Consider the following 22,203-nt stretch of genomic DNA (forward strand, 5'->3'; position numbering starts at 1 on the left):
GGCTTCGGTACACACGCTGGTAGTGAGGCAGGTAAGGCAGCGATGGCCGCTACCCGGATTTACCTGGGGGCGAAGTCATAGTCGTAGAACGATTTGGAGTGGCTATGGCCGTATTTGCGTGCCTTGCGCATGTCGACCTGGTTGAGCACCACGCCAAACACCGGCGCCTGGCTTTGCTGGAGCATCGCCAGGCTTTTTTGCACTTGGCCCACCGGTGTACTGTCGGCTTTGACCACATAGATCACGGCGTCCGAATGCTTGGCCAGCAACAGCGCATCGCTGACCATTTCGGCAGGAGGCGAATCGATGATGATGTGCCGGTAGCGGGCTTTCAGGACTTCCAGCATCCGTGCGACTCGCGGTGAACTCAGCAGATCCTGCGCCGGTGGCTGGCGTGGCGAATCGAGTGGATCGCCGGGGGAGGGCAGACGGGGTGAGTTGAACAAATCCATCGAGGGTGGCGACACGCTCCCGGCCGACAGCATGTCGAGATTGCCGACGGTACGGATGCAATCCTCCAGCCTTGCCGTACCGGCAATCACATTGGCGAACCCCGGGCTGTCCGGCGGAAAGTCAAAGTTCAGTGACAACGTGGGTTGGCGCAGGTCGGCATCGATCAGCAGCACTCGCTCCAATGGGGTCAGCGAGCAGGCGAGGTTGTTGGCAATGGTGCTTTTGCCCTCGCCGGGGACGGTTGAGGTAACCAGTACCACTTGCGACGGTGCTTCGGTGCTTTGCAGCATCAGCCAGGTGCGCAGATTGCGGATGGTCTCGGAGAATCGCGGGTTGTCGTTGTCCTCGAACAGTCGCGCCAGTTGCCGACGGCTTTTCTTCAGGACCAGCGGCACCACGCTGAGCAATGGCACGTTAAGCGTGCTTTCGATGGTCTCCTCGGTCCTGAAGGTATTGCTCAGGGTTTCGAACAGGAAGGCCAGCGCTACGCCGATCACGGCGGCCACAACCGCGACAATCGCCACAATCAGCGTCTTGCGCGGCTTGCTGGCCTCTATCGGTGCAATCGCCGGGTCGACGATGCGGGCCTTGGCCGAATCCATATCGGAGGTGGCGGCGGTTTCTTTCAAGCGGGTGACGAAGGTTTCGTACAACGCCCGGGTGCTGTCGACTTCACGCTGGTATTCGCGCAACTGGAACTCTTTACGAGAGATGTTCTGGATCTGCGCCTTGTTGGTGTTGAACGACTTCTGCAGCGCACCTTCGCTGGCCACCGCGAGCTGATACTGGCGTTCGATACCGGCCACTACCTGCTGCACTTGCAGACGCAAGCTGGTTTGCGCGGTACGCAGTTCCGATTGTGCGGAAATCAGCGATGGGTGTTTGGGTCCATACCGACCTTGCAGCTCCTCGACCTTGGCTTGTGCCTTGGCCGTATCCGCCTGAAATTGCTGGATCAACGGGTTGCTCAGCACCGCCGGTACGCTGGATAGTCGACTCATGTCGCCATTGCTCAAGGATTGCGCCTGGCGGTACTGGCTTTCGGCTTCCGCCCGGTTACGGCGCGCGTCGATCATGCGGTTACCGGTCATTTGCAACTCGTTGGCGCTGATGGTCGCCACACCATCGACATCGACCAGACCTTGTTCTTCGCGATAAGCCTGGAGTTTGTTCTCAGCCACACGCAGCTTGTCACGCAGTTCGACCAGGCGGGTGTTCATCCAACTGCTGGTGTTCTGCGATGACTTGAGGCTTGAGTCGAGCTGACTGTCCATGTAGCCCTGGGCCAGGGCATTGGCCGCCGCCGCGGCGAGGTCAGGGTCCGGCAACTCGACGGCGATTTCGATCAACTGGCTCTTGCCGACGAATTTGACGGTGGTGTGGAGCATCAGGTCCTGGGTGACCTGATTGAACACATCCTCTTCAGTGGGCGCCGGTTTTTCCGGGGTCAGGTAGCCGAGCCATGGCAGCCATTGTCCGCCATTGAGGTCGGCCAGCCACTTGCGCGGGGTAAACCACGATTGCGATTGTTGGCGAGGATCGGTCAATGGATTTGTGGTGAGGCCGAGTTTCCTGACCGCCCGTTCCGCCAGATCCCGCGATTGCAGGAGCGCCTGTTGCGTCTGCAAATAGTCCGCCGTGGTGCTGGCACCGGAATCGGACACCTGCTGGAAAGTCAGCACCGGCGGGGTTTTTTCCTTGATCAGCAACGTAGTGCTGCCAATGTACTGCGGCGTGATGAACGACAACGCTGCCACCGCAAGCGCACAGCACAGGATGACAAACCAACCGATGTTCCATTTGGCGCGCCAGATGATTCTCCAGAGTTTGAGCAGATCAATGGTGTCCGACTCTTCGCTGTGCTGCTGCTGATGATGCAGATGCGCCTGGAGGGGACGTTCGACGTAGGTGCTGGGGCTGTTGTCCATGATTAGAAAAAGCCTTGTGCAATGGAAATGGTGTCACCGGGAGAAATGACGGTGGTCTTGGAAACGTCGTCTTCGAGAGGAGGGCTGCCATCACCGCGCAGGATCGTCACGCGTTTCATCGAAGCTCGCTCGGTCAGGCCGCCACCCAGGGCGATGGCCTTTTCCAGGGTCAGCCCGGGCACGAAGGGGTAACTGCCGGGTTTCTGGATTTCACCGTTGATATAGAAGGGGCGGTATTCGATCTGGCTGATGCTGACTTTGGGGTCGACCAGATAACCTTGCTTGAGGCCGTCGACGATGGTCTTTTCCACCTGATTCGGGGTCTTTCCCTTGGCGACGATTTCACCCAGGAATGGGTAGGAAAACGTCCCGGCGTCGTTGAGTCGGACTTTCTTGACACTCAGTTCCGGCTCGCCGAAAACGGTAATGCGCAGCACATCGCCAGCCGAAAGTTTGTAATCGACAGCGGGGTCGGCTGCGTGAGTGGCCGAAGCCAGAAACAGCCATAACAACAGGCCAAGCAGGCGCGAGTTCATGGGCGAATCCTCTTACAGGCTGACGTTGAAGCTGAGTTGGAAGACGTTGCGCGTGAAGCTTTCGTTGTCGGCATCGGAGTCGTTATCGCGGTACCGATAACCCAGCTCGATATCCAGCCAGCGGCGCATCTTGTAGATCACAGCGAGGTTGTAGTCCTGAAGGTCGTCGGTGCGGCTTTGGCCTTCGTATTTGTACTGCCCGAAACCGGCCTCGGCCACGCTGGTGATCCGTTCAGTCCAGCCATGGCGCCAGCCCACCTGGGTGAAGGTCGACTTCACGGCATCGGCGCCATCGTCACCTTCGGCCAGTGCCTGACGGGCCAGGAAGGTAAAGGTCGAGTAGGTGCGTGGTTTCCATTTCAGATCGACTTGCCAGGTCGGGTTGTCCAGATTCTTCGACGTACTCTCATCGAAGTCTTTTTTCTCGTAACCGATCCGGACCTTGCCGGTCGTGCGCGCTGACAGATCCCATTCGGCGCCACCCAAAAGCGCGTCGGACTTACTGCTGCGCGGGCTGTTGGACTGCAGATAGTCGAAGCGGGTGTGATCGTATTCAAGCAAACCGCGGGTGTTGCTGCCGATTCGGTGATACCAGGTGGTGGTGAAACCCGTGGTATCGCGCTCCTTGTCGTCGTTGATGCCATCGGCATTGTCGTAACGCAGTCGTGCGTAATTGGCGCCGATGTCGATCTGGTTATCGGCGCTTTTGGCACCGTAGGTGTAAATGCCACCGGCACGCTGGCTTTCAATTTTGTCGTTGATACCGTCCACTGCCGTCGACGTCGTGCGTTCATATTTGCGTGCTTCGGCTTCAAGCTTCAGGCGGTGGCGGTCGGTAAACTCCATGACACTGTCAGCGCGCAGGCGCTGCGAGGTGTACGACGCATCGGACTCCGAGTGATAGATGTAGCGGCTCGGTTGCCAGAGAATCCGCGTGGCGCTATTGCGGTCCTCAGCCTTGAGTTCGAAAGAGGGCGCCAGTTTGGTCACCATCGAGGACTGAACATCGTGTTCAAGTTCCCTGATGTTGTCGTCGTGACTTTCCGATAAGCCAAACGTGGGCACGAACTGAAATCCATAGATATCAATCGACTGCGGATCGAGACTCCAGGCCATGCCGGGGTACAAAGAAGCCATGAGTAGCGCAAAAGGACAGTGCGACTTTAGGGACATATCGTGATTCCCGAAAATTGATAAGCCAGGCAGGATTTTCTTGAAGTCAGGATCGTTGGCGTTCGAGATAACTCAGGGGAACGCAAACATGTTGTTGTCGATTGAGAAACTGCAGCAGGAGCATCACTCGCTCCGCACCCAGCATTGACAGAAAGACGCCTTCCAGCGGCGACAACGGACCGTGGACGATTTGCAGTTTTTCACCGGGTTCGAGTACCTGGACTGAATCGGGGTCCAGGGATTCAAGGCAGCGCACGCGTAAATGCTCGATGACCTGATCGGCCACGATTGCCGGTACGTGATTGAATTCGACGATGCGACTGACGCCGCGCGTTGAGCGGATGGGCGCCCAGTGATCCTCGCGGCTCAATTGAATGAAGAGGTAACCGGGAAAGAGGAATTCCAGCACCCTTTGCGGTTTGCCGCGAACCAGTCGTTCACTGACGAGCTGAGGGCAAAACGTAACGTAGTTCTGTTGCAAAAGGTTGATTCTGGCCCGTTCATCCTGGCGGGGCTTGCACTGCAATAGATACCAGCTGGAAGTGTTGGGGGTAGGGGTGTGCATTCAGGAAAACTCCGTACTTAGCGCATTTTTAAGCATGCAAAGCCTGATGGCAGGGTTGAGCAGACAGCATGCTTGCTAGTAGGTAGTAGGCTTATTCAAGCCTTTAAAAGAACAATCCCAGATGCTCGAATGTTGTTATTGGCAGGGGTGGGTGTTTCAAAAATGAAATAGATGTGTTTCAAATTTGAATCAGTTCCGAGAAGTGCTTATCTCTCTCTGTTGATATGCCGTTCACTTTCGTTAAGGCAAAGCTACCGCACGGTGCGCACTTGGCGCCCTGGGAAGAAGTTGTTTCAGTTGTTGCCCGGATCTATCAATACCAGGATTAGATTGAACTCATTAGGTATTCACATGGGCGGTTATAGTTATCGACTACTCTAAGCCTCATGTCAAACACCAAGAGTCAAAAAGGATGCCTTTTATCGAATTGCGAGTTTTTGGTGGTGTAAGTGATTGATTTGGAAGGTCGTAATATTTTTGTCGGACTAATTAAACTTTCCGAAATGGCTGCAGTCACTTCAGGCTAGTTTGATTGGCAGGCAAAGGGTAAGGGCAGGGTATATATCGAAAGTATCATGACCGACACATATTACGTTTTTGCGTAATTTTGGTGCATAAGTTATGAAGAGGCAATTTGCGGCACCATAATGTTTCAGTGGCTATAAGGTTATTGCTCTTCAAATGCCTTTTTCGCTTCGTTTATGAGCGTCGATCTTTTATATCTGCTGATCGCTACCTTTGATCTGCTAACGCAACAGAGCGTGAATTTCGTGCTGCACTTGATCGCACACTCGAACAAGGAGCGATCAGCATGGCAACCATGAAAGCGGCTGTCTTCATCGAAAAAAACCGTATCGTACTTCAGGACAAGCCCATTCCCGAGGTGGGCCCACTCGACGCATTGATCCGAATCACCACCACTACCATTTGTGGCACGGATGTCCACATCCTGCGTGGTGAGTACCCGGTAGCGAAGGGGCTGACTGTTGGCCACGAACCCGTAGGCATCATCGAACGGCTTGGCTCGCAAGTGCGCGGCTTCAGCGAAGGGCAGCGGGTGATTGCCGGCGCGATAACCCCCAGCGGGCATAGCTACGCCTGTCTGTGTGGCTGCGGCTCGCAGGATGGTCCCGATACCCGGCACGGCTTCAGGGCCACCGGTGGCTGGAAGTTCGGCAACATCATCGATGGCTGTCAGGCGCAATACGTTCTGGTACCGGATGCGCAGGCCAATCTGTGCCCGATTCCGGACGGCCTCAGCGACGAACAGGTGCTGATGTGTCCGGACATCATGTCCACCGGTTTTTCCGGAGCTGAACGGGCGAACGTGGAAATCGGCGATACCGTCGCGGTATTCGCACTGGGGCCGATCGGTCTCTGTGCCGTGGCCGGTGCACGGCTCAAAGGCGCTACTACCATCATTGGCGTCGATGCGGTTGCCGAGCGAATGAACGTGGCCAAGGGTTTGGGCGCGACGCATGTGGTCAACTTCAAGGAGGGTGACGTGGTCGAGCAGATCATGGCAATGACCGATGGCCGCGGCGTCGATGTGTCCATTGAGGCCTTGGGCACCCAGGGTACCTTTGAGTCGGCGCTGCGGGTTTTACGCCCGGGTGGGCGACTGTCCAGTCTCGGCGTTTACTCCAGCGACCTGCGGATACCACTTGACGCTTTTGCCGCGGGTCTGGGCGACTACAGCATCCTCAGCACGCTTTGCCCGGGTGGCAAGGAACGCATGCGTCGATTGATGGCGGTGGTAGCGAGTGAGGGTGTGGACTTGTCACCGCTGGTGACTCACCGTTTCAAACTCGACGATATCGAGGCGGCCTATGACCTTTTCGCGCATCAGCGCGACGGGGTGATGAAAGTGGCGATTACGCCTTGATCCATTTCCTGCGCGAGTAACAGTCCATCGCAAGTGCAGGGTCATCCCTGTTGGGTGGACGCAGACGCAGCGCTGCATCGCGAAACGGGTCCTGCCCATCTACTGGAGTGACTTGAACTTATTTCGGTGTGACACCACCGGTTATGCAGAGAGTGCCGTTATCGGTACCGGTCAGCTTCAGGCTGGCATGCAGGTACTGACGAAGCCGTTTGCGGTAGACAGCCTCGGAGACCGTGCACGGGAGCTCTAGGCCAAGTAGTCTCTGCTTTATGCTTTTTGACGTCCCGACATGGAGGTTTTTTCAATAATGGCCAATAAACTGAATTGCAGAATCGCGGTAGTGACAGGGGCGGCTCAAGGGATTGGCGCCGCGATTGCACGACGCTTCGTACAGGAAGGCTGCTTTGTTTATGTCACCGATATAAACGATGAACTCGGCAGCACCGGTGCAGCTTCGTTAGGGGGCCGCGCCTGTTATCTGCGCCTGGATGTACGCTGTGAAGAAGATTGGCAGCGAGTGATGATGCAGGTCTTGAAGGAGCGTGGTAGCTGGAACGTTTTGGTCAATAACGCGGGCATTACCGGATTTGAGCAAGGCGCCGTACAGCATGATCCGGAACATGCGCGCCTGGAGGACTGGCGCGCTGTGCATCAGACCAATCTCGACGGTGTCTTCCTGGGTTGCAAATACGCCATTCGCGCCATGCGCCATTCAGGGGCCGGTTCAATAATCAACATCTCCTCTCGCTCGGGCCTGGTCGGCATTCCAGGTGCCGCCGCGTACGCGTCGTCCAAGGCAGCCGTTCGCAATCACACCAAGACGGTGGCACTTTACTGTGCCGAGCAAGGGCTGAAAGTAAGATGCAACTCGATTCATCCCGCCGCCATCCTCACTCCGATATGGGAGCCCATGTTGGGTGACGATGCAGGTCGTGAAGAGCGAATGTCCGCCCTGATTCGGGACACTCCGCTCAGACGATTCGGAATGCCCGAAGAAGTGGCAGCCGTGGCCTTGTTACTCGCCTCGGATGAAGCGACGTATATTACTGGCAGTGAGTTCAACATTGATGGTGGTCTGCTGGCAGGGTCCGCGGCGACGCCAGAGGTAGTGAATGAGTCCTTAAAATAACCTCGTTATTTCATTCAAGTTGCGATCCTGGACTTGAGTGCTGGGTCTATGGCGATACGCGACTGCTAAAAAAGCCACGCCTTCGTAGTCGCAGCGAATTGAAAAAGTCATACCTTCACGGAACCCAAAGACAGATCTGTCTCCTGCATCAACAAAATATCTCGCTCTGGTAAGGGCGGTTCGGGCGTGCTTCAGGCAGTCAGTTTGGCTAAGCGAGTGTTGTATCCAGCTCGTAGTGACACGCACAGACGAAGTCTCGCTATCATCGATAGGTGGTCGCTCAAGTTGCTTGGTGGGTTCATTACTGCTGCAAGCGGTCATCCCCACCAGGAATACAGAAAGAAAAAAACCAACACGAAGTCTCGAATGCTTAAGTGAGTTTCGCATCCCGGGGGCGTTCCTCTGACGATGTGCCGTGAATGAAATTGCAGTTACTAACGTAATAGCGGGTTTCTGTCCGTTTGCTACCTGTGATCAGCGAATGCGACCAATGGTCGTAGACATGGTCGTAGACATGGTCGTAGGTGGACCGTCATCCAGTTTATCGATAATTAGCCGAGTCTGAATTTGCAATTTTTGCTCAAGGTCGCATCATGCACTCAAGCCTGAGTCAGTAGCGTTTGACTTTCCGTCAACTTTGGAAACTAAGGTTTTCTATTTTGTGAATTTCTCCCAACCGCTCAAGCAACTCGGCGTAAGTGCCGTCAACTATTGCGCAAGATTGTGAAGTTCAGCGAGCCGGCTACGCAAAGCCAAATAACGCTAAAAAAAGGACGCCCAGGAAAGGGAAAAGTTTGAATCAGAGATGATATTTCTCTTGTTCACTGAATCTACCTCCAACCACCGCGTTGACGGGGTAAGGCGTTTGTCATGAGGCAGTTACTCCGGCTTCATCAGCCGGCAAGCGTCATTTAGTCCACTCGACGTCACCAGCGGTCATGTCCCCCATCGGAAAACATCGTTCGTCGCTTGCGATGGTGGCGAATAGCCGCTAAACAGAAAGGGTGATTGGAGAGAACATGAATATGATTTCAAGATTTGTTGTTGTCCCCGCGATCCCAATAGAAACGGGATGCATGCGCAGCGGAACGCGCTTCTACTGCGAAACGGCTCCGATAGGTTTCAACGTCTATGACAATGAAGAAAAGCTTCGCCTGAAGATGGCCTTTCAGACACGTGCTGAAGCTGATGAAGCTTGCCGAGCGTTGAATGAGGAACGGCTCAAAAGCATGCTTTCAGAGCGAGAGGCTATGCCTGCTCTGTAGCTGATCGACAAAAATCGATGTGTTGGTTTTGTAGTTCACCCCAGGTCAGAGATTGCCTACTGGCGCCATTTTTTTTACCACTGGTTGAGGGCATCCATCGTTCAACCTGGAACAGACGGCTTCAGCCTCTGTCCTGACTTTGAAGACTCCATGCTTGCTGGCCGATCCTCCTTCTACAAGATCAACGACCCTGTATCGCTTGCTGCCATCCTCTAGCGCAGTGGTTTCGATCACTCTGAATCTTGCGTGCATGGTTGCTTTCCGTGCATGACATTGGTGAACCACAACTACCGGCAAAACAAGACGCTTTCAAGAACAAGGTGGGACTTAACCAAGACAATTTATGACAGTGTCATGAGGTGGCTTCGAAGAAAGGGCGACTTGGCGGTCGTTTCGGTGTAAGCAATTTCTGCCCAAGCCGCTGTCATCGGCCAACAGGCTTGGCTCGCCAGCTTGAATCCCTCAGATACTTGCTGAGCCTCCCCAGAGGGCGATTCAGACATCAGAAACGCGTCACAAGCCATGAGATTGCTGTTTGAGCGTCAGCTACGCTTTGCGGATGAATTGACCGCCGAAGAATTGGTGATCCTTACCGGTTTATCCGCTGCGCTTGTCCTCACGCCGCTTGTATTGATTCGGCATTTCAAGGCAATAGAAAGGGCGATAGAGCCTTTCACTCTGTAAGGGAGGGTGGAAACCAAGGCGCCATTTCTCCTAGGCGTTGCCAATCTGTCCGCTATCCCAGGCCTCAGTGAGCTCGTCTATTCGATCCGCAATCTGAGGCGTTTTTGACAGGACAAGGCAACGCGTGTTGCCGACAAACTCTTCGATCAGATACAACGAGTCACCCACATCGAGCTCCAACTCCTGCAATGCCTCGTCAGGAATTCGAATCGCACCGTCACCGTCCCATTCTTCGATCATGATTTTCATAGGTGGCTTTCTCATGTTTAGTCTCCATTTGCTCTGATTCTGCGGCCGTTCAATACCCATGGACTCACGGTGGTCTATTTGAAAGATTCGGATAATCATCAAGCCTAAGCTCAGCACATATCGCTATCCAGGGTCGGGTGCCGGCCTCGGTTTCCCAAGGCCGGACGTCAACAAACAGCAACTATTTGCAGTTGCCTGCCTTTCGATATCCCGCAGCCTGGGCCTCAGATTCAGAGTTAAAAGTTATTTGGTTTTTCGCAGACACCTGACCATAGCCAGGGCACCCCATTGAGAGGTGGTAGACCTGGCTTTTCCGATTGCCAATGATCGAACCTGCTCCGCTCGCGCTCGCCAGGTTTGGCTGAGCTGGAGCGCGGGGAGGATCAATGGAAATGGCGCTGACCACCCCGTCACCAATTGCTTTATACCCTTGTGACCATTGACGCTCGCCCGTTACGAACGGATTGGAATGCCCCATGATGTTTGCGATGCGTCGATCGCGCTCTTTCTCCCAGGACGATACCGGGTACTGCTTGTCCCAAGCCATCAACAGCTGTTGCTGCTGACGCGACATGCTCAGTTTGTATCTGTCGAACATGTAAAAGGTGGTCCGTGCGACCAGACCTTTAACCTCGTCGCGAGGCTCCGCAGCACGTTGGTCGAAATCTACTCGCGTCTTGCATTGCCCATATTGCGGCGCAATCCCGGTGGCCATGCCGTAATTGAAATTACTGCGGTCGCCGTTCACCTCGCCAACAGATGGGTAGAGGTTGAACAGGTCTGCTTCCATTGCTCGAAACACCGGATCATCGTCCACACAGTGCTCGCGCCCACCGTTCTTCCAGCATTGACGCTGGTTGCCGAATGTCCAGGCCGGAACGATGTGCTCCCACTCAGTCCGTTCTGCCCGACTCTCCTGTTTTCTGGCCTTTAGGCCGCATGACTCAGCATCGATACGACCACCTGATTTACCAACCCATGTCCATTTACACCCGCAATACAACTCGCCCATCGGGCTGCTCGCCTGGTCGAGGTAGATTTTTTGTTTAGCTATGACTTTGGCTTCGGTAAAGGTTGAGGGAGGGCTTGCGAAGGCGGTGGTAATTACGGAGAGGGCAAGCGTTACTACGAACAGCAGTTTTTTCATTGGATAACATTAGTTATTAAGGGAAGGGCGCGAATTATAGGCATATTCTTGGAATTTTCAGATGAATACTGGCCGCGATTGATTTTGACTTTTGATCTTGTGCGAATCCAGCGAACTTCAAAGTAGGCAGATCACCTTCGTGAGGTTTCACAGTTCACCGATGGCACTGAGCATCGCTGCGACCTGTTGATCGCCGCGGACGGTATCAAGTCTTCAATTCGTGATCATGTCCTCAACGGTCTTGGCCAGCCCCTGGTGGCACCGCGTTTCAGTGGTACCTGCGCCTACCGCGGGATGATCGACAGCCAACAGCTGCGTACAGCCTACCGGGCTCGGGGTGTCGATGAGCACTTGGTCGACGTCCCGCAGATGTATCTGGGGCTCGACGCACACATTCTCACGTTCCCGGTCAAGCAAGGCCGGCTGATTAACGTCGTGGCCTTCATTTCCGATCGCAGTCGTCCTGATCCGACCTGGCCAAGCGATTCTCCATGGGTGCGCAATGCCAGCCAGGAAGAAATGCTCTCTGCCTTCAATCATTGGGGAGACGCTGCACGGGTGCTGCTCGAATGCATTCCGGCACCCACCCTTTGGGCTCTGCATGAACTCGATGAATTGCCGGGTTATGTCCATGGCCGCGCAGGGCTGATCGGCGATGCTGCGCATGCCATGTTGCCGCACCAGGGCGCTGGCGCAGGTCAGGGCTTGGAAGACGCCTGGCTTCTGGCGCGATTGCTCGCCGATCCTCAGGTCATGGACAGCCAGCCACAAGCGGTGCTCGAGGCTTACGACGCAATCCGTCGTCCCCGTGCCTGCCGTGTGCAGCCACATCCTGGGAAGCCGGGGAGCTTTATGAATTGCGTGATCCAGCTGTATCCGACGACGAACAACTACTGGGGAAAACCCTCGCAGAGCGTTTCGACTGGCTGTGGAATCACGATATGCAGTCCGACCTTCAAGAGGCTCGTGCCCAGTTGGGTTGGCGAGCCTCTGCCTAACGACTTGAACCAACATGCACGGAGGGAGCATCCAGCGGCTCTCTTCGTTCGTGAATGCATGGTGGTGCAAGATCAGCTAAACAATCGCCAGCGAAGGCAGATGCAGGCCGATGCTAGGTCAACTCCAATTGATTGCTCTTTTGAGACCCGTTAGGCAGAAACCAAGTTAGAGTGTTCATTAATGTCTGTTCATGAGGTCCCTACACTCGATTCGCGTGGTCGCGCCAAGCGTTTCCAGCGAACGAACCGGGCAAAAAAATCGTATCTCAATCGTTATGTGAAGAATGAATCGTCCGCTGTTTGTTTCTCTAGATGGGCCCAAGGGAGCCGGCAAAACCACACTGTTGGAAGCCGTGACGAAATTACTGAGGGCAGACAACAAAAAGGTGATCCGACTTTGCGAGAAAAAAAGCGATCCCTATAGGGGTGAAACAATGACCCTCGTTAACAAGCTCGTCAGAAATCCCACCCGGGATTTGGAGTTGAGGGTTTGTGAGCGCTTTGCTGATAGCCGTACCTGGATTTCCCGGAACGTGCTGACTAAACAGCCACCAGACAGCATCATCTTGATCGATCGCTGGTACCCGTCGGATGCCGCGTTCCGCCGGATAGTCCCGTTTGCAGAGATTCTACGGCTGAACATTGATCGAAACGTGCAAGTGCCAGACCTGCATGTCGGGGTTATCACGGCTCCTGAAATTTCATGGGCACGGGCAGCGGCACGACGGCGTGGGCTGAGCAGTACTGTGATCCATAAGCTGGAAGAACATGTCGCTTGTACCAACGCGTTCGAGCGAGCGATTGCAGATCACGGCTGGGTTTTATGCCGCAATGAAGGAACGATCGAAGACGCAACGATGCAGGTGATTTCTGAGATTTATAAAGCCCTTCGATGCCCCCTGGACGAGTCACGATAAAAGCTGACCTGCAAGCCGATTGTGACCGTCCGATATGTGAACAAGTGCCCGTCGGCACGGGCGCATGCTTGACGGTGTGGCCTGAATGACACGACGCAATGTTGTTGAGCACCTGCTGGCCTTTACCGAGGCGCTTGAGCCGTTTTGGCATGCCGGCTGCCAGGAAAGTTTGCTCCTGCCGGGTGAAGGCGTTGGCGCAGGTAAGGAATAACCGCTTAACTCCAAGGGTTGAAGAAATGTATTCGACTCGCCTTCCTGCCACGCATAGAAGGTCGCCATGGGCCTAGTACTGATCGATGAACAGTTGGTGTTTGACGAAGACAACTTCTTGTTGTTTCGAGCCGATTGTGCAGACGAGGAGCCTTTACGCGTGGGCGCAATCGCCAGTCGATGCCTGGCCATGCTCTTGAGATCCGGTGGCACGGTAGTGCGTAAGCGCGAACTGATGGAGGGGGCGTGGGGCCAGTTCGGCCTGGAAGTAACCGACAACAGTTTGGCTCAGGTGGTCCGACAATTACGCCTGGCGCTGGAAAAGCTGCAACCCGATAGAGAGTTCATTCAGACGTTGCCGCGCATAGGCTACAAGCTCGCGGACAGTGTACGGGTCGAGGAAGTATCCAGCGTATCGAAAGCCGTGCCCGTTGCGGGTGAAGCCATCATTGAGAGCGAACGCCCCATCCTTGCTCCAGTCATGCCTGATACGGAGAGCCAGGACGCCGAACCGCCTTCGATCATGGCAATGCCGGCAGCAATGGAAAGTGCTTGCGATTCTCTGCCTGTATCACCGGTAACCTCGCCCGTACGTTGGGGGCTTTGGGTGGCATTACTCCTGTGGGGTGCCCTTGCATTTTTGCTGGGAAGAATCGGGCTGCCCGCCTCGCCAGAGGTCATACCTCCAACGTTCGCTACGCCGGTAACAATAAGTGAGGTACAGGTCCATCTGTCCGCTCGAGACATACAACCCATGGCGCCGTCCTTCCTGCAACCCCTGGTGCTGCGCAGTCGTAAATTGGCGGAACTTGAGGGACTGTCACTGGACAATCTGCACCTTTATCTGTTGCCCGCCCGTCGTGGCGCCGATCAGATTCTCTGTGAGGGTGAACTTGAAAAAGTCGGTAGTCGCTGCATAGGTGTACAACAACATGACTAGATCTGGCGCAAACGCAGTCTGGTGCCTGGCCTTCCTTTTCGTCGGCCTGCTGGGCGTGGGGCTTGGGCGCCTGTCGGCAGAGCACGCTACCGGCCGGGATTTCTGGTGCGAAGGGGAAAGTGCGCATCAAACGCATTCTGAAGCGCGGCCGGGTTGGTTGACGATACGTTACAGATTGGATTTGCAGCGCACCGGCCTGAGCCATATGCGCATGGTGGCCAAATTGATTGATGCCAACACCGGCACAGAACTGGGAACCGCACGTCGCAATAGCGCCTTTGAGGTGCAACAACAAGGACATCGTTTGCAAGTCAATGTTGTGAGTGCTGCTCAGGGCGAAGCCGATAGCACGAGTCCTGAGCTTACGAGTACGTTGGGCCTGTTTATTTTTCGACCAAACAGTAACTTGAGTTACTGGATACGGCCACTGACTGAATCTCGTTATCTCATTGATGATGGTAATGACATGTTCATTTTGTGCAGCCGGCGATGACACGCTCGCAAAAGCCCCCCATGAACTTTGGCACGGCTCATGAGTGCTCAGCGCAGCAGCAAACTGATCAACCTGACGAAAAACCGAGTCAAGTCTGGCGGCAAACCGCGCGCGCGTGATTGAAACGGGCTGGATCAGCCTTGTGCAGATTTTCTCGACTATAACTAAACGACGCTCGTTCACCTCAAACAGAGGATTGCTGACATGCGCCCCGATTCATCGTTTCGTCTTTCAGGATGGCAGAGGCCGATACTCATTACCGCCCTCGTCGCCAGTGTGCTTGCGTTAGGTGCCTGCGCCTCGGTGGACGCCCAGACCAGCGCTTACGTCGGGGTCGAGCACCCTGCCCCGACGTTGCCCAGTGAAGTTCAGGTGCTACGGACAGAACCGACCAGACCCCATGTTCGACTGGGCGAAATCCTGATCAATGCCACGGTTGACCCGGCTCCACCCATCACCCAGGTCGAACAAAAGCTGCGTGAAGAAGGTGCCAAGCTTGGCGCAGACGCGGTCGTCGTCGTTTATGACGCAATCCAGCCCGTCGCCGCCTATGTCACAGGTCCCCTGTGGAGCCGAGACATCGAAACAATCCAGGGACGCAGGCTCAAAGGCATTGCCATCAAATACCAATGACGAGGTGTACCGCTATGAAAGCCATTCTGTCCTGGATGACAGTCACCCTGATGACTGTGCTGATCAGTGCCTGTTCCGCCGTGGGTTCAAGCGATGGTGGCGCCGGTGAAACCGAAATACGCTCAGGCAAGATCGAGCAGATTACGATGACGCAGATGCAAACCAACCACGACAGCGGCGTCGGCGCCGTGCTCGGTGGCCTCGGTGGCCTGGGCATCGGCAGCCTGATCGGTGGCGGCACCGGGCGTGATGTCGCCATGGTTGCCGGCGCGCTCGCCGGTGCAGTGGGCGGCAATTACGTCGAGAAGAAAAAGTATGATCAACCGGTCGACGCCCAGCAGGTCATCGTACGGGTCAACAGCGGCGTACTGGTCTCGGTGACCCAGCCGATCAATCCTTCTTTGAAGAAAGGCCAAAAAGTGTATATCGAGGGTTCGGGCAATGATGCGCGGGTTGTAGCGCAGGGCAGTTAAGTTGGTTTGACTCTGAAATTACTGTGTCTGCCTTCTGCTCGCGATGGTCTCAAGAGCGCTGCGTTTATTCTGTAAACGCGCGTTTTCGTTAACGACCATCGCCAGCAGGCTCGTTCCCACAAAACCTCCCGTCTGCTAAAAAACGTAAATCGGCAAAAAAGCAAAATTGCCATGTGCTCCCCTCGTTCTTTCATACGTCGCAGTGTTCACTGCCCGTCTCTGTCTGTCTGGAGTTTTATCGATGCCCTCGCCCAATTCCCTGCCCGCTGCATTGCTGGGGCTGGCCCTTGTCTGTCCGGCCATGACCCAGGCCCAAGGTCTGGAACTGGGACAAGTCCTGATTGGCGCTGAGGATCAGAGCGACGAAGACCAGAGGATCGAAGACGCCGAGGCCCGGCTTGCCGAAGTGCCCGGCGGCACCAACGTGGTCGACATGCGCCGGCCACTGCAAGGTCGCGTCGCCAGCAATCAGGATGTGTTGGCGTATCAGCCCGGGATTTACGCGCAGTCTGCCGGCAACGAAGGAACCAAGATTTCGATCCGCGGCTCGGGCATCAACCGGGCACCGGGCGCCCATGCCTCGGGGCTGTACGCCATGCTCGACGGTCTGCCGCTGACCGGCCCTGGCGGCACGCCCTATGAATTGCTGGAGCCACTGTGGCTGGACCATGTGGAAGTGCTGCGTGGCGCCAACGGTTTCGACAGAGGTGCCCTGGCCCTGGGCGGGGTCATCGACTACATCAGCCATACCGGCTACGACGCGCCGAAATTGCAGGTACGCTATGCGACGGGCAGCCACGGGTATCAGCAGCGTCAAGTCAGCTCCGGGCAGGTATTGGGAGCCTTCGATTACTACATGGCGCTGACTGATGCGAACTCGGATGGGTATCAGGATCACACGGCCAGCAAGAGCCAGGGCGTCATCGCCAATTTCGGCTATCGCTTCAACCCGAACCTGGAAACGCGCTTCTACCTGCGCCACCGTTCGACCGACAACGATCTCGCCGGACGCGTGACCAAACAGTCCATCGAACACGACCCACGGGCAGCCAACCCCGCCTACGTGACACGGGACGACAGCCGTGACCAGCCCGGCAGTACCTTTATCGGCAACAAGACCACCTACTACATCGATGACGATTCGAGCATCCAGACCGGTCTGGTCTATCACGACTATCCGATGGATTTGCGCGAAGGTCCCAACCGCCTGAAGGTGGCCTACACCGATGTCAGCGGCACCTTCGACTACAAGCGTCGCGACACGCTGTGGGGCCTGGCGAGCAACAGCACCGTGGGCCTGCGCGTCACCAAACACCTGCCCAATGACGGTGCCAGCGAGTTCGTGCGCATCCCTTCCGGCAACACCGCCGGTTATGCACCGGGCACGCTGATGCGCAACTTCACGTATCAAGGCTCGGACAGCGTCCTGCATGTCGGCAATGATCTGGAGATCGCCGACGACCTGTGGCTGACCACCGGCCTCGCCGCGATCTACACCCGTCGTGAAAGCGCCGTCACCTACCCGCAAGCAGGCGGCAAGACCAGCCTCAACGATTGGGACTACGCGCCGCGCGTGGGTCTGCGTTACCAGCTGACACCCGACCTGCAGCTGTTCGGCAACCTCAGTCGCTCGGTCGAGGCGCCTCACCCGTGGTCGCTGATCTACAGCTCCAACATTCGCTTTCCCGCCGGCAGCGGCCCGGCCACCGGCACCCAGCGCGTTCCGATCGAATTGCAAAACCAGACCGCGACCACCCTGGAGCTCGGCGGTCGTGGCGACAGCGCGATGGGCCAGTGGAGCCTGTCCTGGTACTACGCCCAGGTGCGCCACGAATTGCTCTCGGTACTGCCGGATGCCAATGCCACCACACCCTTTGAACTCAACGCCAGCCCCACCGTGCACCAGGGTGTGGAAGCCAGCCTGCAAAGCAACCTGTGGTCGCCGGACGGCGGCGGCCAGTTGAGCCTGCGCCAAAGCTACACCTTCAGCGACTTCCACTACCGCGACGACGACCGCTTCGGCGACAACCGCCTGCCGGGTCTGCCGATGCACTACTACCAGGGCGAACTGCGCTACGACTGGACGCAGGGTTTCTTCGCGGCGCTCAACACTCAGTGGGTGTCCAAGGTCGCGGTCGATTACGCCAACAGCTATTACGCCGACCCTTACGCGATCTTCGGCGCGACCCTGGGCTACAACGCGCCCAAGGACGACTGGCAGACCTGGCTGGACATCCGCAACCTGACGGACAAGCACTACGCCGCCACGGTCACGCCGGGTTACGACGACAAAGGGTTAGACGCGGCGCGGTCGACGCCTGGCGAGGGAATGGCGATGTACGTCGGGGTGTCGTGGAGCCTGCACTAAAGCCACGCAGCACAGCTGAAATGTCGCTGAACAAACGGAAAAAACAGGTTTCGATCATCGAAACTTGCGAAAAGCGACAGTCAGCTAAGCTTAGGCTCAGCTAATTGCCCACGATGCTCGCGGCGGCAGTGTTTGGATTTTCTGGAGAGCGTCTGCAACAGCTATTTCAGAGAATTCCAAAAATTAGCGCAGGACTGCCCTGATGACCGAGCCTCTCCTCAGCTTTGACGAACTCAAGCGTGCTGCCGTCAGCGGCGAAATCGACACCGTGCTGGTGTGCATGGTCGACATGCAGGGTCGACTGGTCGGCAAGCGATTCCAGGTCGAGTTTTTCATCGACAGCGGCCATGAAGAAACCCACTGCTGCAACTACCTGCTGGCCGATGACATCGACATGGAGCCGGTGCCCGGCTACGCGGCGGCGAGCTGGAGCAAGGGCTACGGCGATTTTGTGCTCAAGCCCGACATGCGCACCCTGCGCAAGGTGCCGTGGCTTGAGTGCACGGCGCTGGTGCTGTGCGACGTGCTCGACCATCACCATCGGCAAGACCTCCCCCACAGCCCGCGGGCGATCCTGAAAAAACAGGTCGAGCGCCTGCGCGAGCGTGGCTACACCGGCATGTTCGCCTCGGAACTGGAGTTCTACCTGTTCGACGAAAGCTACGAGGCCATCCACAAACGCAATTACCTCAAGCCGAAAACCGCCGGCCACTACATCGAGGATTACAACATCCTGCAGACCACCCGCGAGGAACCGGTGCTGCGGGCGATCCGTAAAAATCTGCAGGCCTCGGGCATTCCCGTGGAGAACTCCAAGGGTGAATGGGGCCCGGGCCAGGAAGAGATCAACATCCGTTACGCCGATGCCATGACCATGGCCGACCATCACGTCATCATCAAACACGCGTGCAAAGAGATCGCACAGCTACAGGGCAAGGCGATTACGTTCATGGCCAAATGGCGTTACGACGCGGCCGGCTCCAGCAGCCATATCCACAATTCACTGTGGGACAAGAACGCGAAAAAACCGCTGTTTTACGATGCCAAGGCTGAGTTCGGGATGTCCAAACTGATGCGTTCGTGGGTCGCCGGACAGCTCAAATACGCCAATGACATTACGTGTTTCCTTGCGCCCTACATCAACTCCTACAAGCGTTTTCAAGCAGGCACCTTTGCCCCGACCCGTGCGGTGTGGAGCCGCGACAATCGCACCGCCGGCTTTCGCTTGTGCGCCGAAGGCAGCAAATCCATCCGCATCGAATGCCGCATTGGCGGCGCCGATCTGAACCCGTATCTGGCCTTCGCCGCCCTGATCGCAGCGGGGCTGGCCGGCATCGACGAAAAGCTCAGCCTCGATGCGCCCTTCGAGGGTGATGCCTATGTCGACGAGCATTTGCCGGAAGTCTCCAAGACCCTGCGCGAAGCCACTACCGCGCTCCAGGGCTCGAGTATGTTGCGCGAGGCATTTGGGGACGAAGTGATCGACCATTACGTGCACACCGCCGAGTGGGAACAGAAGGAATACGACCGGCGAGTCACCGACTGGGAATTGCAGCGCGGTTTCGAGCGCTATTGAGAAGCTCATGACTTCAATCATTCAACTGATCTCACCGGTTGATGGCCGGGTCTACGCCGAACGTCAGTACGCCGAGGCGGCAGCCGTCGAACAGGCGCTGGACGCTGCCGCAAACGCACAGATCCAGTGGAAACGTCGACCGATAAGCGAACGCGCGGCGTTTTGCAGCGCCGCGGTGGATGCAATGCTGGCCATGAAAGATGAAATCGTCCCGGAACTGGCCTGGCAGATGGGCCGGCCGGTGCGCTTCGGCGCCGGCGAACTGCGCGGTTTCGAGGAACGGGCGCGGCATATGATCGCCATTGCGCCCCACGCCCTGGCCGCGCACGAACCGACGCCCATCGACGGGTTTCGACGCGTTGTCAAACGTGAACCGCTGGGCACCGTGCTGGTGGTCGCCCCGTGGAATTACCCTTACCTCACGGCGGTCAACACGATCATTCCGGCACTGATGGCCGGCAACGCCGTCATCCTCAAACATGCCTCGCAAACGCTGCTGGTCGGTGAGCGCTTCGCCGAAGCCTTGCGCCGCGCCCGGCTACCTGAAGGGCTGTTCCACAATTTGTTGCTCGATCATGCCCAGACCGCCGCGATCATTGGCTCCGGGCGTGTGCAGCAGGTGAACTTCACCGGTTCGGTCGATGCTGGCAAAGCCATGGAAAACGCCGCCACCGGACGTTTCCTCGGTATCGGCCTGGAGCTGGGCGGCAAGGACCCGGCCTATGTACGGGCGGATGCGAATCTTGAACATGCCGTGGAAAACCTGGTGGACGGCAGTTTCTTCAATTCCGGGCAGAGTTGCTGCGCCGTTGAACGCATCTACGTCGCTGAAAAAATCTATCCGCAATTTATCGAGCGCTTCGCCGAATTGACCCGCCAATACGTGCTGGGTAACCCACTGGACGAAGCCACTACACTCGGCCCGCTGGTGACACCGGGCGCGGCCTTCTTCGTCCGGGGTCAGATTGCCCAAGCATTGGCCCAAGGTGCACAGGCGCTGATCGATCCGCAGGCGTTTGCCGCCGACGTACCGGGCAGCGCCTACCTCGCGCCGCAGGTGTTGGTCGACGTCACCCATCAAATGTCGGTGATGCGCGATGAAAGCTTTGGTCCTGTGGTCGGCATCATGCCGGTGAGCGGCGACGACGAAGCCATCGACTTGATGAACGACAGCGAGTTCGGGCTCAGCGCGTCCCTGTGGACCCAGGACCTCGATGCTGCCGAACACTTGGGCAACCTGATCGACACCGGCACCGTATTCATGAACCGCTGCGATTACCTGGACCCGGCCCTGGCCTGGACCGGCGTTAAAAACAGCGGGCGCGGCGTCACGCTGTCGCGCCTTGGCTACGAGCACCTGACCCGCGCCAAATCCTTCCATTTGCGCCACGAGATCTGAGCCATGAGCCTGACTGGAAACTGGAATTACCCCACAAGCATTCGTTTCGGAGTCGGCCGCATCAGCGAGCTGGCCGAGGTCTGTCGCAGCCAGGGTATCCAGCGACCGCTATTGGTCACCGACAGTGGACTGGCGCGAGCGCCGATCACCACGGCCGCACTGAACGCGATGCGCGATGCGGGTCTGGGTGCCGAGCTATTCTGCGACCTCAAGCCCAATCCCGTCGAAGCCAACCTGGCCGGTGGGCTCGATGCCTGGCGTGCGGGAAAGCACGATGGCGTGGTGGCCTTTGGTGGCGGCAGCGGTCTGGACATGGGCAAGCTCATCGCCTTCATGAGTGGCCAGACTCGCCCCGTCTGGGACTTTGAAGACATCGGCGATTACTGGACCCGCGCCGATGAGAGCCGTATTGCCCCGGTCATTGCCGTGCCGACGACCGCCGGCACGGGCTCCGAAGTGGGCCGCGCCGCCGTGATCATCGACGAGCTGACGCACACCAAACGCATCATCTTCCATCCGAAAATGATGCCGCGCGTGGTCATCAGCGACCCGGCCCTGAGCGTCGGCATGCCAGCCAAAGTCACGGCCGGCACCGGCATGGATGCCTTGTCCCATTGCCTTGAAGCGTACTGTGCCCCCGGTTTTCACCCGCTGGCTGACGGGATTGCCGTGGAGGGCATGCGACTGGTAGCCCAGGCACTGGTGCGGGCGGTACACACTCCTTCCGATCTCGAAGCACGCGGGCAAATGCTCGCGGCGGCGGCGATGGGCGCCACCGCGTTCCAGAAAGGCCTGGGCGGCATGCACGCCCTGGCGCATCCGATTGGCGCGCTGTACGACACCCACCACGGCATGACCAACGCGACCCTGATGCCCTACGTTCTGAAATTCAACCGCCCGGCCATCGAGGAACGCATCACGCGCCTGGCCGCGTACTTGCGCCTGCCCTCCCCCGGGTTCGACAGTTTCCTGGCCTTCGTGCTCAAACTGCGCAAGGACATCGCTGTGCCGCACACGCTGTTCGAGCTCGGCGTGGATGACCAGCAAGCCGAGCTGATCGCCGACATGGCAATTGTCGACCCGTCTGCGGGGGGCAATCCATTGCCATTGACCAAGGCCGGCGTGGCGGAAATTTTCCAGGCGGCATTCCACGGCCGTCTGTAGGAGCAAGTTAGCGCCAGC

20 protein-coding genes and 1 pseudogene are annotated in these 22,203 nt (G+C 57.1%); 15 read left to right on the forward strand and 6 right to left on the reverse strand.

Translation table 11 applies throughout. The features are described 5' to 3' along the window. Positions 1-59: 59 nt before the first annotated feature. The 4 genes from AD668_RS15400 to rfaH all read right to left on the reverse strand — a co-directional run bounded on the left by AD668_RS15400 (position 60) and on the right by rfaH (position 4,655). Positions 60-2,381: a Wzz/FepE/Etk N-terminal domain-containing protein gene (locus AD668_RS15400; protein WP_053160216.1), complete on the reverse strand. Its 2,322-nt coding sequence runs from the start codon at positions 2,379-2,381 to the stop codon at positions 60-62. 2 nt (positions 2,382-2,383) lie between these two features. After that, complete coding sequence (locus AD668_RS15405) at positions 2,384-2,917, reverse strand: polysaccharide biosynthesis/export family protein (RefSeq protein WP_053160218.1); 534 nt, start codon at positions 2,915-2,917, stop codon at positions 2,384-2,386. 12 nt (positions 2,918-2,929) lie between these two features. After that, positions 2,930-4,054, reverse strand: coding sequence for an outer membrane beta-barrel protein (locus AD668_RS15410; RefSeq protein ID WP_256220671.1), 1,125 nt, complete (start codon positions 4,052-4,054; stop codon positions 2,930-2,932). 82 nt (positions 4,055-4,136) lie between these two features. Next, positions 4,137-4,655: a transcription/translation regulatory transformer protein RfaH gene (rfaH, locus tag AD668_RS15415; RefSeq protein WP_053160221.1), complete on the reverse strand. Its 519-nt coding sequence runs from the start codon at positions 4,653-4,655 to the stop codon at positions 4,137-4,139. 811 nt (positions 4,656-5,466) lie between these two features. On the opposite strand from rfaH, the gene AD668_RS15420 reads away from it, so the two are divergent. The 4 genes from AD668_RS15420 to AD668_RS29505 all read left to right on the forward strand — a co-directional run bounded on the left by AD668_RS15420 (position 5,467) and on the right by AD668_RS29505 (position 9,618). After that, the gene (locus AD668_RS15420; RefSeq protein ID WP_053160223.1) at positions 5,467-6,540 is read left to right on the forward strand and encodes an NAD(P)-dependent alcohol dehydrogenase; all 1,074 of its coding nucleotides are present in this window, start codon (positions 5,467-5,469) and stop codon (positions 6,538-6,540) included. A 307-nt stretch (positions 6,541-6,847) separates the two neighbouring features. Then, positions 6,848-7,669: an SDR family oxidoreductase gene (locus AD668_RS15425; protein ID WP_053160225.1), complete on the forward strand. Its 822-nt coding sequence runs from the start codon at positions 6,848-6,850 to the stop codon at positions 7,667-7,669. Positions 7,670-8,688: 1,019 nt separating this feature from the next. Then, positions 8,689-8,934, forward strand: a complete 246-nt coding sequence (locus AD668_RS15430; RefSeq protein ID WP_320394910.1) for a hypothetical protein — start codon at positions 8,689-8,691, stop codon at positions 8,932-8,934. 522 nt (positions 8,935-9,456) lie between these two features. Beyond that, entirely contained in the window at positions 9,457-9,618 is a 162-nt protein-coding gene (locus AD668_RS29505; RefSeq protein WP_256220672.1) for a hypothetical protein, read from the forward strand. 30 nt (positions 9,619-9,648) lie between these two features. Here the strand turns inward: AD668_RS29505 and AD668_RS15435 are convergent, their stop codons facing one another. Continuing rightward, positions 9,649-9,882, reverse strand: a complete 234-nt coding sequence (locus tag AD668_RS15435) for a hypothetical protein (RefSeq protein ID WP_053160426.1) — start codon at positions 9,880-9,882, stop codon at positions 9,649-9,651. A gap of 166 nt (positions 9,883-10,048) precedes the next feature. Next, positions 10,049-11,014: an endonuclease gene (locus AD668_RS15440; protein ID WP_053160227.1), complete on the reverse strand. Its 966-nt coding sequence runs from the start codon at positions 11,012-11,014 to the stop codon at positions 10,049-10,051. A 153-nt stretch (positions 11,015-11,167) separates the two neighbouring features. Between AD668_RS15440 and salA the strand changes: the two are divergent. The 11 genes and pseudogenes from salA to AD668_RS15490 all read left to right on the forward strand — a co-directional run. Continuing rightward, a pseudogene (salA, locus tag AD668_RS28820) lies at positions 11,168-12,012 on the forward strand (salicylate 1-monooxygenase); the annotation flags it as partial. 284 nt (positions 12,013-12,296) lie between these two features. Beyond that, complete coding sequence (locus tag AD668_RS15450) at positions 12,297-12,929, forward strand: dTMP kinase (RefSeq protein ID WP_053160231.1); 633 nt, start codon at positions 12,297-12,299, stop codon at positions 12,927-12,929. Between the two features lie 85 nt (positions 12,930-13,014). After that, on the forward strand, positions 13,015-13,140 hold the full coding sequence (locus AD668_RS29985; RefSeq protein WP_256220673.1) for a hypothetical protein: 126 nt from the start codon (positions 13,015-13,017) through the stop codon (positions 13,138-13,140). A gap of 66 nt (positions 13,141-13,206) precedes the next feature. Next, on the forward strand, positions 13,207-14,079 hold the full coding sequence (locus AD668_RS15455) for a transcriptional regulator (RefSeq protein WP_053160232.1): 873 nt from the start codon (positions 13,207-13,209) through the stop codon (positions 14,077-14,079). Further along, positions 14,072-14,572 (forward strand): hypothetical protein, encoded by a 501-nt coding sequence (locus tag AD668_RS15460; RefSeq protein ID WP_053160235.1) that lies wholly within the window; start codon positions 14,072-14,074, stop codon positions 14,570-14,572. The genes AD668_RS15455 and AD668_RS15460 overlap by 8 nt, the downstream gene beginning before the upstream one ends. Positions 14,573-14,776: 204 nt before the next feature. Further along, positions 14,777-15,205, forward strand: a complete 429-nt coding sequence (locus tag AD668_RS15465) for a hypothetical protein (protein WP_053160237.1) — start codon at positions 14,777-14,779, stop codon at positions 15,203-15,205. Positions 15,206-15,219: 14 nt separating this feature from the next. Beyond that, entirely contained in the window at positions 15,220-15,678 is a 459-nt protein-coding gene (locus AD668_RS15470) for a glycine zipper 2TM domain-containing protein (RefSeq protein WP_053160239.1), read from the forward strand. Positions 15,679-15,919: 241 nt separating this feature from the next. Next, positions 15,920-18,046 carry a TonB-dependent receptor domain-containing protein gene (locus AD668_RS15475; RefSeq protein ID WP_053160241.1) on the forward strand — a complete coding sequence of 709 codons (2,127 nt, stop codon included), beginning with the start codon at positions 15,920-15,922 and terminating at the stop codon, positions 18,044-18,046. Between the two features lie 202 nt (positions 18,047-18,248). Continuing rightward, positions 18,249-19,622: a glutamine synthetase family protein gene (locus AD668_RS15480; RefSeq protein ID WP_053160242.1), complete on the forward strand. Its 1,374-nt coding sequence runs from the start codon at positions 18,249-18,251 to the stop codon at positions 19,620-19,622. 7 nt (positions 19,623-19,629) lie between these two features. Beyond that, a complete protein-coding gene (locus tag AD668_RS15485) occupies positions 19,630-21,021 on the forward strand; it encodes an aldehyde dehydrogenase family protein (RefSeq protein ID WP_053160244.1) in 1,392 nt (463 codons plus the stop codon). Positions 21,022-21,024: 3 nt separating this feature from the next. Beyond that, positions 21,025-22,185 carry an iron-containing alcohol dehydrogenase gene (locus AD668_RS15490; RefSeq protein WP_053160246.1) on the forward strand — a complete coding sequence of 387 codons (1,161 nt, stop codon included), beginning with the start codon at positions 21,025-21,027 and terminating at the stop codon, positions 22,183-22,185. Positions 22,186-22,203: the final 18 nt, after the last annotated feature.

Origin of the sequence: Pseudomonas sp. P1.8 (assembly GCF_001269805.1) — a bacterium.
In the GTDB taxonomy this organism is placed as follows: Bacteria; Pseudomonadota; Gammaproteobacteria; order Pseudomonadales; family Pseudomonadaceae; genus Aquipseudomonas.